The organism is Cupriavidus sp. LA-1, assembly GCF_055385985.1.
Genome location: NZ_AP031387.1, coordinates 2202165 through 2217859, shown reverse-complemented (window position 1 = coordinate 2217859; position 15695 = coordinate 2202165). Strand labels below are relative to the sequence as shown.

Annotated in this window: 10 protein-coding genes and 1 pseudogene; 9 read left to right on the top strand and 2 right to left on the bottom strand. The window is 66.6% G+C overall.

Annotated features, from left to right (window positions below):
- The first annotated feature begins 5 nt into the window (after positions 1-5).
- Genes ACZ5MJ_RS10430 through ACZ5MJ_RS10420 form a run of 3 tightly spaced genes read left to right on the top strand, consistent with a single transcriptional unit; the run spans position 6 to position 3385 of the window.
- Complete coding sequence (locus ACZ5MJ_RS10430) at positions 6-191, top strand: DUF2970 domain-containing protein (protein ID WP_464219167.1); 186 nt, start codon at positions 6-8, stop codon at positions 189-191.
- Positions 192-204: 13 nt separating this feature from the next.
- Positions 205-1536, top strand: coding sequence for a c-type cytochrome (locus tag ACZ5MJ_RS10425; RefSeq protein ID WP_464219166.1), 1332 nt, complete (start codon positions 205-207; stop codon positions 1534-1536).
- Positions 1537-1543: 7 nt separating this feature from the next.
- Positions 1544-3385 (top strand): NAD(P)/FAD-dependent oxidoreductase, encoded by a 1842-nt coding sequence (locus ACZ5MJ_RS10420; protein WP_464219165.1) that lies wholly within the window; start codon positions 1544-1546, stop codon positions 3383-3385.
- A gap of 881 nt (positions 3386-4266) precedes the next feature.
- Here ACZ5MJ_RS10420 and ACZ5MJ_RS10415 read toward each other — a convergent pair.
- Positions 4267-5169, bottom strand: coding sequence for an acyltransferase (locus ACZ5MJ_RS10415; protein WP_464223697.1), 903 nt, complete (start codon positions 5167-5169; stop codon positions 4267-4269).
- Positions 5170-5415: 246 nt separating this feature from the next.
- Positions 5416-6372: a SphA family protein gene (locus ACZ5MJ_RS10410; protein WP_464219163.1), complete on the bottom strand. Its 957-nt coding sequence runs from the start codon at positions 6370-6372 to the stop codon at positions 5416-5418.
- A gap of 238 nt (positions 6373-6610) precedes the next feature.
- Here ACZ5MJ_RS10410 and ACZ5MJ_RS10405 point away from each other — a divergent pair, with 238 nt between their 5' ends.
- The 6 genes and pseudogenes from ACZ5MJ_RS10405 to ACZ5MJ_RS10380 all read left to right on the top strand — a co-directional run bounded on the left by ACZ5MJ_RS10405 (position 6611) and on the right by ACZ5MJ_RS10380 (position 15679).
- On the top strand, positions 6611-7471 hold the full coding sequence (locus ACZ5MJ_RS10405; protein ID WP_464219161.1) for a hypothetical protein: 861 nt from the start codon (positions 6611-6613) through the stop codon (positions 7469-7471).
- A gap of 30 nt (positions 7472-7501) precedes the next feature.
- A pseudogene (locus ACZ5MJ_RS10400) lies at positions 7502-8665 on the top strand (BamA/TamA family outer membrane protein).
- Between the two features lie 195 nt (positions 8666-8860).
- Positions 8861-10105 carry a formylglycine-generating enzyme family protein gene (locus ACZ5MJ_RS10395; RefSeq protein WP_464219158.1) on the top strand — a complete coding sequence of 415 codons (1245 nt, stop codon included), beginning with the start codon at positions 8861-8863 and terminating at the stop codon, positions 10103-10105.
- Between the two features lie 109 nt (positions 10106-10214).
- Positions 10215-11969: a sulfatase-like hydrolase/transferase gene (locus tag ACZ5MJ_RS10390; protein WP_464219157.1), complete on the top strand. Its 1755-nt coding sequence runs from the start codon at positions 10215-10217 to the stop codon at positions 11967-11969.
- 93 nt (positions 11970-12062) lie between these two features.
- Complete coding sequence (locus tag ACZ5MJ_RS10385) at positions 12063-14708, top strand: fused MFS/spermidine synthase (RefSeq protein WP_464219156.1); 2646 nt, start codon at positions 12063-12065, stop codon at positions 14706-14708.
- On the top strand, positions 14705-15679 hold the full coding sequence (locus ACZ5MJ_RS10380) for an AAA family ATPase (protein ID WP_464219154.1): 975 nt from the start codon (positions 14705-14707) through the stop codon (positions 15677-15679). Before ACZ5MJ_RS10385 ends, ACZ5MJ_RS10380 begins: the two co-directional genes overlap by 4 nt.
- The last annotated feature ends 16 nt before the right edge of the window (positions 15680-15695 follow it).

Sequence of the window (15695 nt, the reverse complement as noted above, 5' to 3'; positions counted from 1 at the left end):
ATGCCATGAACCCGTTGAGGCTGTTGCGGACCGTGCTGTGGGGCTTCTTTGGCCTGCGCCAGGGGCAGGAGCACCAGCGTGACCTGGACACGCTGCGCCCGGTGCCGCTGATCCTGACCGGCGTGGCCGTGGCCGCCGGGCTGGTGGTCTGCCTGGTGCTGGTGGCAAACTGGGCTGTGTCCACTGCCTGACCTGATCGCTCCCATGCTTCTTCTGCCCGACGGACCTGGCGTCGCCGCATATCGCGCGCTGCGCAAACTGGTCAGCCTGGCGCTGGCGGTGCTGCTGCCGGCAGGCCTGGCGCTGGCCGCCACCGCATCCGATACCCAACAGATCGACCGCGGCCGCTACCTGGCGCGCATTGCAAATTGCGCCGCCTGCCACACCAGCGATGGCGGCAAGCCGTTTGCCGGCGGGCTGGCGATCCGCACGGCGGTCGGCACGATCCATTCGACCAATATCACGCCCGATGCAAGCAGCGGCATCGGCGCCTATACGCTGGCGGAGTTCGACCGCGCGGTGCGGCACGGCGTGGCGCGCGACGGCAAGCGGCTCTATCCGGCAATGCCGTATCCGTCGTATGCGCGCATGCGCGCCGAGGACGTGGCGGCGCTGTATGCCTACCTGCGCGCCGAGGTGGCGCCGGTCACGCAGCGCAACCCCGCGCCGCAGATGCGTTGGCCGTTCAGCATGCGCAGCCTGCTGGCGGTGTGGAACGTCCTGTTTCTCGACGATGACCCCGTCCGCACCGACCCAGCCCGCGGCGCGGCCTGGAACCGCGGCGCCTACCTGGTGCAGGCCGTGGCGCACTGCGGGGCCTGCCATACGCCGCGCGGCAGCCTGTACGCCGAGAAGGGGCTGGACGAGCGCAGCCGCCATTTCCTGGCCGGCGCGAGCGTCGAGGGCTGGTCCGCCACCAACCTGACCGGCGACCAGATCACCGGCCTGGGCGCGTGGTCGCGCGCGGATATCTCGGAGTTCCTGCGCACCGGGCGCAACGGGCACGCGACCTCGTTCGGGCCGATGTCCACGGTGATCTCCACCGCCACCCAGTACATGAACCCGGCCGATCTCGACGCGGTGGCTGCCTACCTGAAATCCCTGCCCGGCGCGCGCGGCGAGGACAAGCCGTTCCGGCACGATCCCGCCAGCGCGCAGCAACTGCGGCAGGGCCGCTTCGACCTGCCCGGCGCGCGCCAGTACGCGGTGTTCTGCATGCCTTGCCACGGTGCCGACGGCAAGGGATTTGCCCGCGTGTTCCCGCCGCTGGCCGGCAACCCGACCGTGGCCGATCCCGACCCCGCCTCGCTGGTCAACCTGCTGCTCGACGGCGCCGTGACGGCTCGCGTGGGTACCGCGCCGGCGGACTACCACATGCCCGGCTACGGCTGGACGCTGGACGACCAGGAACTGGCCAACGTGCTGACCTTTATCCGCGGCAACTGGGGCAACCGCGCCAAGCCGGTGCCAGAGGCCGACGTGGCCGCGCGGCGCAAGGCGCTGGCCGCCCAGCATCGCACCGAAGCCGAACGATGAGTCCCCGATGACGATCACGCGCAGAGACTTCCTCAATGGCACCGCCCTGACCATCGCCGCGGGGCTTGCGCCGGTACAACTGCTGCACGCGCAGCAGGGTGGGGCCGGCGCAGCGTACCCGCCGGCCCTGACCGGCCTGCGCGGCAACCATCCCGGCACCTACACGCTGGCGCACAGCCTGGCGCGCGAGGGCGCGAAATATCCGGTGGTGCTGGCTCGCGAAGCCTTCGACCTGGTGGTGGTCGGCGGTGGCCTGAGCGGGCTGGCGGCGGCGTGGTTCTACCGGCGCCGCTTCGGCGCGAATCGCCGCATCCTGATCCTGGACAACCACGACGACTTCGGCGGCCATGCCAAGCGCAATGAGTTCACGGTGCGCGGCCAGCGGCTGGTGACCTATGGTGGCAGCGCGGAGATGCCCGCAAGCGCTGCCGGCGACGCCGCGGTGCGCGAACTGCTGGCAGGGGTCGGGCTCGACGCCACGCGCCCGCCTGGCACGGCGCCTGCGGATCCCTATGCCGCGCTCGGCATGGGCCGCGCCGTGTTCTTCGATGCCGAGCATTTCGGGCGTGACCAATGGGTCGGGGGCGATCCGTTCGGCGAGCTGATCGATGCCCGCAACGGGCAGCAGGCCACTGGCCCGGATGCGGCGGCCCTGTCGCGCTTCCTGGACAGCACGCCGTTGTCTGCGGCGGAGCGCGCCGCGCTGGCGCGGCTGGCCGCCGGCACCACTGATTACCTGCCGGCGCTGTCCGGCGCCGAGCGTGCGGCTGCGCTGCGCGCCATGCGTTATGCAAGTTTCCTGCGCGACAAGGCCGGCATCGGCCTGGCCGGGCAACGCTTCCTGCGCAGCCGCAGCAACGATGCCTATGCGCTGGATGCCGATGGGATCTCCGTTGCCGACGCGATTGCCATTGGCCTGCCTGCCGGCGCCAACATGCCCGCGCCGGCGGGAAACCCGAGGCTTGGCAAGTCGCCGGCCTCGCGCCTGTGGTTTCCGGATGGCAATGCCTCGCTGGCACGGCTGCTGGTGCAGAGCCTGATCCCGGGCGTGGCGTCGATCGCGCGGCCGGCCGATGTGGTGTCGGCCGCGTTCGACTACAGCCGCCTGGACCGCGACGGGCAGCCGGTGCGCCTGCGCCTGAACAGCACCGCGATCGCGGTCGAGCCCGACGGCAATATCACGCGCGTGACCTATGGCTTCAGCGGCAACCTGCACCGCGTCGAGGCGCGCCACGTGGTGCTGGCCGGCTACAACATGATGATTCCGTACCTGCTGCCGTCGCTGCCGGCGCAGCAGAAGGAAATGCTGCACAACGAGGCCAAGGCGCCGCTGGTCTACACCAAGGTGGCGCTGGACCACTGGCAGGCGTTCGCGGCGCTGCGCACGCGCCGTATCCACGCGCCGGCGATGGCCTATACCGACCTGTGGCTGGAACCGCCGGCGGGCAAACAGCCCTCCGATCCGGCTGTGCTGCATATGCTCTATGTGCCGACCGTGCCGGACAGCGGCATGCAGGCGCGCGACCGTTTCCGCGCGGGCCGCGCCTTGCTGCTCGGCACGCCCTTCGACACGCTGGAACGCGACATCCGCGCGCAGCTTGACCGCATGCTCGGGCACAAGGGGTTTGCTTCGAAGGATGTGATCCGCGGCATCACTGTCAACCGCTGGGCGCACGGCTACAGCTATATGCCCGACAGCCTGGCGGGTGAGAACGTGGCGCCGGACGCGGCGTGGCCGGGGCTGGCCGGTGTGGGCAATATCAGCATCGCCAATAGCGACAATGCCGGCAGTCCTTCGCTGAGCGCGGCGGTGGGGCAGGGGAAGGGGGCAGTGGAGAGGTTGGTGTAGCCGGAGGGCTTTCTGGTCGTTGGCTTGCTTGTTGGGTATGTAGGTCGGGTTCCTGTTGTCGTAGGTTTGACCGCCTGGTTCCGCCCTGCTGGGCGGGTCACTTTTTGGCCGAGCGCCAAAAAGTAACCAAAAAACGCGTCGCCTCTGGCGGCTGGCCACCAATTCCTCGGCGGGGGTGGTTCCAGCGGCGGTGATTTCCGTTCGGTGGGGTAGGTGGTTCAACCCTGCTACGCTCCCGGGATGTGCCTTGCGTCCAGGGACTATTGGACGAACCCGACTTTAGGCTGTTGGCAGCCATCTAACGAGGTTATCGGTAGGACGCCTACGGCTGCGCGCACTCAGTATCGTAGGTCAGTTGCTCGGGCACGGAGTGCGTCGCTGCGCTCGCACGGCGTTGTCGCGGATGATGCCGGGCCAAAGGAAAAATCAGGACGTGGCCACTGGTTCTGCCACGTTAGGACGTGCGCGAAGCGCAGCCGAAGGCGTCCCACCGACGCGGTGCTTAGCAGGCTGCCAATAGCCTAAAGTCGGGTTCGTCCAATAGTCCGTTGATGTGGGCACAGACAGGGTGCGTAGCAGGGTCGAACCACCCACCCCATCGACCGGAAATCACCGCCGCCCGCACCACCCACACCGAGGAATTGGTGGCCAGCCGCCAGAGGCGACGCGTTTTTTGGTTACTTTTTGTCGCTCGGACAAAAAGTGACCCGCCCAGCAGGGCGGAACCAGGCGGTAAAACCTACGACAACATCGAACCCGACCTACATACCCAAGCAAGCCAACGAACACGAAACCCGCCGGCTACGCCGGCAAAACAGCCCACCCCCCCCAAGAACCACAAACCTCCCAAACAGCGAAAACCCAATCACCCCCCCAAAACCTCACCCCACCCGCCCCGACACCAACGCATCGATCTCCGCATCCTTCTCCTCCCACTGGCGTGCCAGCCAGTTGTGGAATTCCCTGCGGAAGGCCTTGTCGCTGCCGTAATCCGCCTCGCAGAAGGCCGGCGGCACCGGCAACTGCCGCATGCGCACCAGCACCGGGCCGCCGCGCCCGCAGGCCAGGTCCCAGAAGCCTGGCGCGCCTTCCGGGTACACGATGGTGACGTCGACCAGCGAGCGGAACTTGTTGCCCATCGCATTCAGCGCCACCGCCAGTCCGCCTGCCTTGGGCTTGAGCAGATGCCGGTACGGCGAGTCCTGGGCCGCGCGCTTGGCCTCGGTAAAGCGGGTGCCTTCGGCAAACACCATCACGCTGGTCGGCACCAGAGAAAACTTCGCGCAGGCGCGCTTCGCCGTTTCCTGGTCCTGGCGCTGCAACGCCGGATTGCGCCGCAGCTGCGCCTTGCCATGGCGCTTCATGAAGGGAAAGTCCAGTGCCCACCACGCCAGCCCGATCACCGGCACATAGATCAGCTGTTGCTTCAGGAAAAACTTCAGCAGCGGGATGCGCCGGTTCAGCGAGCGCTGCAGCACGAAGATATCGGCCCACGACTGGTGGTTGCAGTTCACCAGGTACCAGTCGGCATAGCGCAGCCCTTCATTGCCCTGGACATCCCACGGCTCGCGTTGGATCCACGCGAACCAGCCGGTGTTGTTAGAGATCCAGGCGGTGGCGATGCCGTTGAGCAGCGGATCGATGCGCCGCCTGACGGCGGCAAACGGCAGCGCCAGCTTCAGCAGCGCCAGCGGAAACAGCAGCGCGCACCAGAACAGCGTACTGGCGATCAGCAGGGTCCAGCTGAGGGTCCCGGTGATCCAGGCGAAGCGGCCACGCGGCACCGGAGCCCGGCGGCGGCGAGTCACGGGGGTGGGTTCCCCGGGGATTAATGGCGTTGAGGGCGAGGCACTCGTGCCGGTGGCACGTGTTGACGAGGAGGGGGCTGAGGTCATGGATGCCAGTCTGCAGGCTTGCAAAGGTTGTGGGCTTGCGCGTGATCAACGCAGGCGCCATTGGATGCGTACTTTAACTCGCCCGATGGGGAGCGTGGGACGCATTCTGCCTTGCCGCCTGGGAACTTGCAGGAATCAGAACACGATGGTCGCCGTTCCCATGAACGTATTCGTGCTCTTCAGGCGGTTCTTGCCGGCCACCGTAGGCACCCATCGCAGGCCCAGCGACAGCAGGCTCCTGGCGCCGATCTTGGTGTCGTAGGTGGCGATCGGGCCCACCGCCCAGTCATGGCCGCGGAAACCGTTCAGGCGGTCGGCCAGCGGGCCGCTGTCATCGCCCAGCTGCTGCGTCGTGCCGGCGATCAGCCCGAGGCCGGCGCCGTTGGCAAAGCGCTTGAGCAGCATGGTGTCGAGCGTGAACAGCGGCGCGTTCTGGTAATCGGTGGCGTTGTTGCGGGTGTAGAACTGGATCCCGGCCACGGCATCGAACTCAAGTCCGTGTTCGGGAAACAGCCTGGTGTAGGCCACCTGAGGAATGAAGGTCCAGTTGTTCAGGCTGGGGTTGGCCAGGGCGTTAGGGTCGTACTTGCCAGTCGGCGCCCACACGTTCAGGCTCAGGGCCACGTGCTCGGTCTTCGAGAAGTGGTAGCCCGCGATGATCGGTGCGAAGGTAATGTCGAACAGGTTCGACGAGGTGTCCTGGATGCTGCCGCCGCGGCCGCCGGCGCTGACGTTGGCCGTGACCTTGGTCCAGACATAGGGCAGCGTGAAGCTGGAGGCGAAATTCCACGCGCCGGGGCCGGTGTCCCAGACCTTCATCACGGTTGCCAGCGTGAACGCCACCTTGCCGTCCACCCCGGCGGATGCCTTGCCCGCGATGGGCACGCTGCGGCTGCCGCCGATCGAGCCATCAAGGTAGATCTCGCCGACGTTGACGATCAGCGCCGGTTCCGGCGACACGATCCCCACATTGGGGAGCACGCTGGTGCCGGTCACCGGGCGCCCCAGGGCGCCTTCGGTCGCGTGAGCGCCCGCGCAGGCAACGAGGAGGGAGGCTGCAATGGCCATCCGGTTTGCAAGGGTCTTTGACATGGTCATGGAACGTGAAGTGCAAGGTCGCTCAGCCGCTTGCCGGAATGCCGACCTCAGGCGCAGGCCGGCTTGCGCCTGCTACGGGGAAATCAAACGGTGAACTACGGCCTCACCTGTTTATTTTCACGACATTTCATACCACCAGCAAAGCCCCCGGTCACTGTCGGCAAGCGAATATACGAAAATCTTCATCACGGAATCGCAAATACTTACTTCTCAAGCATCCAGGCGGTCTGCCATGATGCAATTGCCATATTCAATGGTGGCATTACCAGATTTCATTAAGAGCGGCGATGCGGAAATGAATTCAGTCATGCAGAGACTAAGACTTGCCGCAGGCAGTGCGGCGGCGATATTGCCGGTGCTTGCCGGTGCGGCGGGGCCATCGACGGAGGACATGAATTCGTCAAACAATCCGCTGAGCCCGACCATTACCCTGAATCTGCAGGACCAATATGTGGGGCGCTATTACGGACTCGGCGACAAGGACGGAAACAGCGTCCTGCTGCGCGGCACCATTCCGCACAAGCTGTTCGGGTTGCCGCAGATCGTCCGGTTTACGATGCCGGTCGCCACCACGCCGAACGTGGCGCCGGACGGCAGCAAGACCGGGCTGGGCGACCTGAACCTGTTCAACCTGGTGCTGCTCAAGGGGATGGGGATGGAATGGGGCATCGGCCCGCAATTGACCATCCCCACGGCATCGCACGACCAGACCGGCACCGGGAAATGGCAAGCCGGCCTGGCCGGCGTGGCAATCTCCCCGCAGAAATGGGGCATGATCGGCGGGCTCGTGACCTGGCAGCATTCTTTTGCCGGCGAAAGCGGTCGCCCGACCCAGGACAACCTGACCGCGCAGCCGTTCGTGATCTATAACCTGCCGCAAGGCTGGTACCTGCGCAGCACCGCCACCTGGAATTTCGACCTGAAGCGTGGGAATTATTACATTCCCCTCGGTATTGGCGCGGGCAAGATCTGGAAAATCGGCAAGGAAACCTGCAACCTGTTTGCCGAGCCGCAATGGACGGTGGGGCACGAGGGAGTCGGGGTGCCTAAATTCCAGGTGTTCATGGGATTGAATATCCAGTTCCCGCTGTAGTCATCAAGATGGAATATTCTTAATTTTCCGATGACCCGCTCCCACGCAAGTCAGCGCATTGCATCGCTGCTCGGCGCACTGGCTTGGCTCTGGTGCGGCGCCGCCTTCAGCCAGGCTGAAGCGCCGGCTGAAAAGAGACCGCTGTCGTTCTTCGATCCTGAAGACGGCATGCTGGACATGAGCGATTTCCTGCTCAATCACAAGGGTGCGCTGCCGGTGCCGGTCGTGATCACGGAACCGGCCATTGGCTACGGCGGCGGGCTGGGGCTGATGTTTTTCGCGGAATCGATGGCGGAAGCGGCGGCCAATGCCAAGGCCAGCGGCAAAGGCCCTGCGCCGCCGAACATTACGGCCGTCGGCGGCGCCTATACCCAAAGCGGCACCTGGGGCGCTGGTGTGGCGCATTTTCACACCTGGGACGGCGACCGCTACCGCTATCTTGGGGCGATCGGCAAGGTCGATGCAAATCTGGATTATTTCGGCTTGCTGAACAAGCCCCGTGCCTATGAACTGAGAGGCGTGGCCCTGGTGCAGCAGCTGCTCGTGCGCTTTGCCGATACGCGCTGGTACGTGGGGCCGCGCTATGTGTATTTCGATTCGACGGCGACCTTCAAGTTTGGCGACGCGGGCGAGCTGGGCAGCATCAACCATACCCAGCGCATCGGCAAGGCCGGGCTGGTGGTCGACTACGACTCGCGCGACAACATCTTCTACCCCGGCCGCGGCAGCTATGGCGAGCTGGAGGCGCAGTTCGCGCGCGCCGGCTTCGGCAGCACGCATTCGTTCAATATGTACAACGCGCGCGGCTTCACCTAGCTGCCGCTGGCGCACACCGTGATCCTGGGGCTGCGCGCCGATACGCAATTCTCCTCCGGCGACGTGCCGTTCTACGCGCAGCCGTTTGTCAACCTGCGCGGCGTGCAGAAGGGGCGCTACCAGGACCGCAATGCGCTGGCGGCTGAAATGGAGCTGCGCTGGGATGTGACGCCACGCTGGTCGCTGCTGGGTTTCACCGGCGTCGGCAAGGCATATGGGCGCTGGCATGATTTTTCAGATGCGTCGACCATCTACAGCATCGGTACGGGCTTTCGCTACATCATCGCGCGCAAGCTGGGCGTGTCGATCGGTATCGATGTGGCCCACAGCAAGGGCCAGAACGCCTTCTATATCCAGGTGGGAAGTGCCTGGCACTGAACGCATCTGGCCTGCCCGCCGGATGTCTCGGTCAACGGCAATTATCCAGCGTTGAGCAAGGCGCCGCGGGGGGGCGAAAGAAAAACTTAATTCACTTGCGCCCGAAACGAGAAAAGGCTGACTTCTGATCGCTGTAGCCATCTGAGATCATTGTTTGCGCTGGGCCAGCATGACTTTTGTAGAGAGGCAGAGTGAATGAGCGGACGACGTGAGGGCAGCAATACCGGTGCAGGCACGGGGCGTTCCGGCTCGGTTGCACTTGCCGCCGGACGGCGCAGCGGGCAAAAGGCGTTGATCGCGGCGCTGCTCGGTCTCGGGGTCGCAGCGGGCCTCGGTGGCAGCTACTGGTACATGCAGGGGCGCACGCCATCGGCGCCCACCATCGTTATCGGCGATGGCAAGAACGGTCCGGCCGGCATGGCGCGCGTGCCCGGCGGCGAATTCCTGATGGGCAGCGACAGCAAGATGGCGCAGCCCAACGAAAAGCCCGCCCACAAGGTGCGCGTGCGCGCCTTCTGGATGGACCAGCACCACGTCACCAACGTGGAGTTCCGCAAGTTCGTTGAAGCCACGGGCTATGTCTCGACCGCGGAGCGGGCGCCTGACTGGGAAACTCTGCGGGTCCAGTTGCCGCCCGGCACGCCGCGCCCGCCTGACAGCGCCATGGTTGCCGGCGGCATGGTCTTCGTGGGCACGCCGCAGCCGGTACCGCTGCAGGATTACTCGCGCTGGTGGCGCTATGTGCCCGGCGCCGACTGGCGTCATCCGACCGGTCCCGGCAGCTCGATCGAAGGCAAGGACAATCACCCGGTGGTCCAGGTCTCGTACGAAGACGCGCAGGCCTATGCCAAGTGGGTCGGCAAGCGTCTGCCGACCGAGGCGGAATGGGAGTTTGCCGCGCGCGGCGGGCTGGAGCAGGCCACCTATGCCTGGGGCGAGCAGTTCTCTCCCGATGGCAAGCAGATGGCCAATGTCTGGCAGGGCCAGCAGAATCAGCCGTTCCCGGTGGTCAGTCCCAAGGCCGGCGGCGCGCTGGGCACCAGCCCGGTCGGTACCTTTCCTCCCAACGGCTACGGGCTGGCCGACATGACCGGCAATGCCTGGCAGTGGGTGGCGGACTGGTATCGGGCCGACCAGTTCCGGCGCGAGGCCGCCAAGGCGCAGCCGATCGAGAATCCGGTGGGCCCGCTGGTCTCTTGGGATCCGGCTGAACCCGGCGTGCCGGTCAACGCGCCCAAGCGCGTCACGCGCGGCGGCTCCTTCCTTTGCAATGAGGACTTCTGCCTCAGCTACCGCCCCAGCGCGCGGCGCGGGACCGATCCGTACAACAGCATGTCGCACCTCGGCTTCCGGCTGGTGATGGACGAGGGCCGCTGGGCGGAGATGCAGCGGCAGGCGCCGGTGGCAATGCGCGGCCCGTCACGGCCGGCGGTGCGCTGACGCTGCCTACCTCATTACCCCAAGGCTGGTGCGAAGTAGGCAGAAGCGGAAGCCGGCACGCCACGCGTGCCGGACGCAGGTTGAATCAGTTTGACTACCGGGAGCAGCAATGCAACGCATGACAGAGACCACCCAGGCAAGGCGCGGCGCGCGCCTTGCCATGGCCGCGATGGCGATCGCCGTTGCGGCGATCGCCGGCTGCAACAAGTCCGACGAACCGAAGCAGCATGCGCCCGCCGCGCAGCAGCCGTCAACGCCGGTGCCGGCAGCCGCGCCAGATACGTCCGCAACGCCGGCACGGCCGCCGGCGCAGTCCAACCTGCCGGTCGCACCGGAAGCCGCTTCCGCGCCCGTGGCCGTCAACACGTCGGGCAAGAAGCCCAACATCCTGGTGATCTTCGGCGATGACATCGGCCAGACCAACATCAGCGCCTACAGCATGGGCGTGGTGGGTTACCGCACGCCGAATATCGACCGCATCGCCCGCGAAGGGATGATGTTTACCGACTACTATGCCGAGAACAGCTGCACGGCAGGCCGCTCCTCGTTCATCACGGGCCAGTCGCCGCTGCGCACCGGCCTGTCCAAGGTGGGCGTGCCTGGCGCGCCCGTTGGCCTGCAAGCCCGCGACGTGACCATTGCCGAAGCCCTCAAGCCATTGGGCTATGCCACCGGCCAGTTCGGCAAGAACCATCTGGGCGACCGTGACGAGTACCTGCCGACCAAGCACGGCTTTGACGAGTTCTATGGCAACCTCTACCACCTGAACGCCGAGGAAGAGCCGCAGCGCCCGTACTGGCCGAAGGATAAGAACGACCCGTACGTGAAGAATTTCTCGCCGCGGGGCGTGCTGCACTCCACGGCCGACGGCAAGATCGAAGACACCGGACCGCTGACCACCAAGCGCATGGAGACCATCGACGACGAGACTACCGACGCGGCGCAGAAGTTCATCACCAGGCAGGTCCAGGCGGACAAGCCGTTCTTCGTGTGGATGAACACGACCCGCATGCACGCGTTCACCCATGTGCGTTCGTCCATGCAGGGCCAGAGCGGCATGCCGGGCAACGACTATGCCGATGGCATGCTTGAGCATGACGGCGACGTCGGCAAGCTGCTCAAGACGCTGGATGACCTGAAGGTCGCGGACAACACCATCGTCATCTACACCACCGACAACGGCCCCAACCAGTGGTCCTGGCCCGATGCGGCAACCACGCCGTTCCGCAGCGAGAAGGACACCAACTGGGAAGGCGCGTTCCGCGTTCCGGCGATGATCCGCTGGCCGGGCAAGATCAAGCCCGGGACTGTCAGCAACGAGATGTTCTCGGGCCTGGACTGGTTTCCGACGCTGCTGGCGGCCGCCGGCGATGGCGATATCAAGGAGCGGCTGCTAAAGGGCACCTCGATCGGCAGCAAGAACTCCAAGCTGCACCTGGACGGCTATAACCAGTTGGGGTACCTGACCGGCCAGACCAACAAGAGCGCGCGCAACGAGTTCTACTACTTCAACGACGACGGCGTGCTGGTGGCGATGCGCTATGACAACTGGAAGGTCGTGTTCTGCGAGCAGACCACGCCGGGCGGGTTCCAGGTCTGGCAGGATCCGTTCAAGTGCCTGCGGGCGCCGAAACTCTTCAACTTGCGCATGGATCCGTATGAACGCGCTGACATTGTGTCCGACCAGTACAACGACTGGCTGACCAAGAACGGGTATCTGTTCGCGATTGGCACGATGAAGGCCTCGGCGTTCCTGGAGAGCTTCGTCGCCTATCCGCCGAGCCAGAAGCCGGCCAGCTTCAGCATCGACCAGGTGCGCGCGCAGGTCGACAAGCAGATTGAAGAGGCGATGAAGAAGAGGTAATGCCGTCAGTCGTCAGCGCGGTCCACCTGTGATGGCAGTTGAAACCGGCGAAGGCCTGCGTACGCGCGGGCCTTCGCGCCAACGGTCCAGTTCATGATCGAATCTCATGCCGCCCCGGGCGGCAATGGTGGCAAAGACGGGCGCCGGGTGCGCTCTGTCAAGACCGAATTTCCTGAAGCCGCCGTAGCGCAGTGGGGCGACACGGCCGACCAGACGTGGCTCTGGGCGGCCGCTTTACTGTTTGCGTCCGGCACGGCCGGACTGGTTTACCAGATCGTATGGATCCGACAGTTGTCGCTGGTGGTTGGCGTCGACGTACACGCGATCACCACCGCGGTCAGCGCCTTCTTTGCCGGGCTGGCTTTGGGCGGCTGGCTGTTCGGCCGCGTGGCCGACCGCCATGGCAATCCGCTGCGCCTGTATGCGTGGCTGGAGATCGGCGTGCTGGTGCTGGGCATCGGCGCAACCGTGGCGCTGGCGCATGCGGCGGCGCCGTTCGCATGGCTGGAGCAGCGCGCCGGATGGCTGGCGTGGGCCTTGCCCTTTGTGCTGGTGATCCTGCCGGCAGCCGCCATGGGCGGAACCTTGCCGGTGCTGATGCGCGCCTTGACGCCCGGCGCCGGCCGCGTGGGCGTGCATGGCGGGCGGCTGTATGCCGCGAATACCGCCGGCGCGATTGCCGGCACGCTGCTGGCGGGTTTTTTGCTGGTCCCCCTGCTGGGCATTCTCGGAAGTGCCATCGCGGCGGGCGTGCTCAATGGCGCAGCCGCGCTGGTGGCCTGGCTGCTGGCCGGTCGTACGCAGATCGGCGTCGGGCCCGCCGATGTGACCGCAGCGCCGGCTGGTGCGAGCGCGGGGGATGTGGCCAACGGCCGCCTGGCGTTGGTGCTGTATGCCGCCGCCGGCGGCATCGCGCTCGGCTACGAGGTGGTCTGGTCGCAGGCCATCGTGCAGTTCCTCAGCACGCGCACCTTCGCCTTTACCGTGGTGCTGGCCACTTACCTGGCCGGGCTGGCCATCGGCAGCGTGCTGGCCGCGCGCCATGCCGACCGGGTGCGCGATCCGTGGGGCGCCTTCGGCCTGCTGGTGGCGGGGGCGGGACTGGTGGCATTGCTTGAATTCGTGCTGCTGGGCGAATGGCTGCTGCGCGCCCAGGGAGGCTTGTCTGCCTGGCTGCAGGGCCTGACGTCCAGCCCGCTGATGGCGGCCTGTGCCAGCTTTGCGCTGGCGGCGCTGTGGGTCGTGTTCGTGCCGACCTTGCTGCTGGGCGCGGCGTTCCCGTTCGTGCTGCGTGTGAGTGTCGACAGCCGGCTAGTCGGCGCCGGCGTGGGCACCGTGGTGGCGCTCAATACGCTCGGCGGCATCGCCGGAACGGTGCTGGCCGGCTTCGTGCTGGTGCCCTACCTTGGGCTGGTGCATACGCTGTCACTGCTGGCCGTGGCGGCCGCCGTCGTTGGCGTGGTGGCAGTGGCGCTGGGTAGCGGCGTGGGCCGCGCGGCGCGTTGGGCGGTGCCGATGCTTGGCGTGCTGGCAGTGATTGCTGCCGTACTGGCTCCAGCGGACCGGCTGGCCACGCTGCTGGCGCGGGCGCGCGGCGGCGAACTGGTGTTCTACGAGGAAGGGCGCGGCGCGACCGTGGCCGTGGTGGAGCAGGCTTCGCCCGGTAACCGTTTCCGGCGCCTCTATATCCAGGGCGTCTCCAATTCCGGCGATGCCATGACCTCGCAGCGCTATATGCGGCTGCAGGCGCTGCTGCCGTTGATCGTGCATAACGGCACGCCCAGGTCCACGCTGGTGATCGGCCTTGGCACCGGCATCACGGCCGGCGCCACGCTGGCCTGGCCGGGCCTGGAGCACCGCGTGGTGGCCGAACTGCTACCACCGGTGGCGCGCGCCGTGCCCGGATTCGAAGGCAATTTCGGCGTCGCCACCGACAAGCGCATGGATATCCGCCTGCGCGATGGCCGCCGTGAACTGCTGCAGAGCACGCAGCAGTACGACCTGATCACGCTGGAGCCGCCGCCCCCGTCGGCAGCCGGCGTGGTCAACCTCTACTCGACCGATTTCTACCGCCTGGCGGCCGCGCGGCTGCAACCCGGCGGGATGGTGGCGCAGTGGCTGCCGCTGCCGACGCAGAACGACGAAGACACCCGCATGCTGGTGCGCAGCTTCCTGGACGTGTTCCCACACGCCACGCTGTGGACCACGGAACTGCACGAGATGATGCTGGTGGGCTCGATGTCGCCGCTGGCACTGGATGCCGAGCGTATCCGCACGCGCTTTGAGCAGCCTGAGGTTGCCACAGCGCTGCGGGCCGTGGGTGTGCGCTCGCCGGAGGCGCTGATGGCGACCTGGGTCACCGACCGCGCCGGCCTGGACTGGTATGCGGCCGATGCGCCGGCCGTGACCGACGACCGCCCGCGCATCGAGTACGCCGGCTGGGTCCGCCGCGATGCCTTCCCGGAAACCCTGTCCAGGCTGCTGTCGCTGCAGAGCGAGCCGCCGCTGGCAGGTGCCGACGAAGTATTCTGGCGCGACCTGCGGCGCGAACGCGAAGTGCTGCACACCTTCTACCGCGCCGGGCTCGACGCCTACCGCGGCGACCGCGAAGCCTGGGCCCGCCATATCGCGCAGGCCATGCGCGCCGATCCCGACAATCCCTACTACGCCTGGTTTGTCGGCGGCCAGTCAGCTCGCCCCGCACGCCGCGCACCGGCTGAACCAAGGAACACGCCATGAGCGCGCGCGACGACGTCCTGGCCCTGCAGCAGCGCATGGGCGAATCGATTGTGGGGCAGCAACGCATGATCGAACGCCTGCTGCTGGGCCTGCTGGCCGATGGCCACCTGCTGGTGGAAGGGCTGCCGGGGCTGGCCAAGACGCGCGCCATCAAGATGCTGGCGCGCAACCTGGACGCGCGGCTGTCGCGGATCCAGTTCACGCCCGACCTGCTGCCGGCGGACATCACGGGGTCCGAGGTCTACTTCACCGAAGGCGGCAAGGGCGAGTTCCGCTTCCAGGCCGGCCCGGTGTTCGCCAACCTGGTGCTCGCGGATGAAGTCAACCGGTCACCGGCCAAGGTGCAGGCGGCCTTGCTCGAAGCGATGGAAGAGCGCCAGGTCACGGTCGGCGGCACCACGCACAAGCTGGAACCGCTGTTCCTGGTGATGGCCACGCAGAACCCGATCGAGCAGGAAGGCACCTATCCGCTGCCCGAGGCGCAGATGGACCGCTTCCTGATGCATGTCAGCGTGGGCTATCCGGAGGCGGATGCCGAGGCGGACATCGTCAGGCTCGCGCGCGGGGAAGAGGCCGGCGGCGGGGCCGGCGGCGGCGCGCAGCCGCTGCGGCTGGCGCCCGAAGCGATCTTCACCGCGCGGGCGGAGATCCACGGGATCCACGTCAGCGATGCCGTGGAGCGCTACATCGTCACGCTGGTGCAGGCCACGCGCGCGCCCAGGCCGGTCGACGACGACCTCGACAAATGGATCCAGATCGGCGTGAGCCCGCGCGGCTCGATCGGCCTGGACAAAGTGGCGCGCACGCACGCCTGGCTGCATGGGCGCGACTTTGTCACGCCCGAGGATGTGCAGGCCGTGGTGCATGATGTCTTCCGCCACCGGCTGATCCTGTCGTACGAGGCGCATGCGGCCGGCATCGGTGCCGATGCCGTGCTCGACCGCCTGGTGCAGCAGGTAGCGGTGGCCTGAGCGCCGGCGAGGGCAT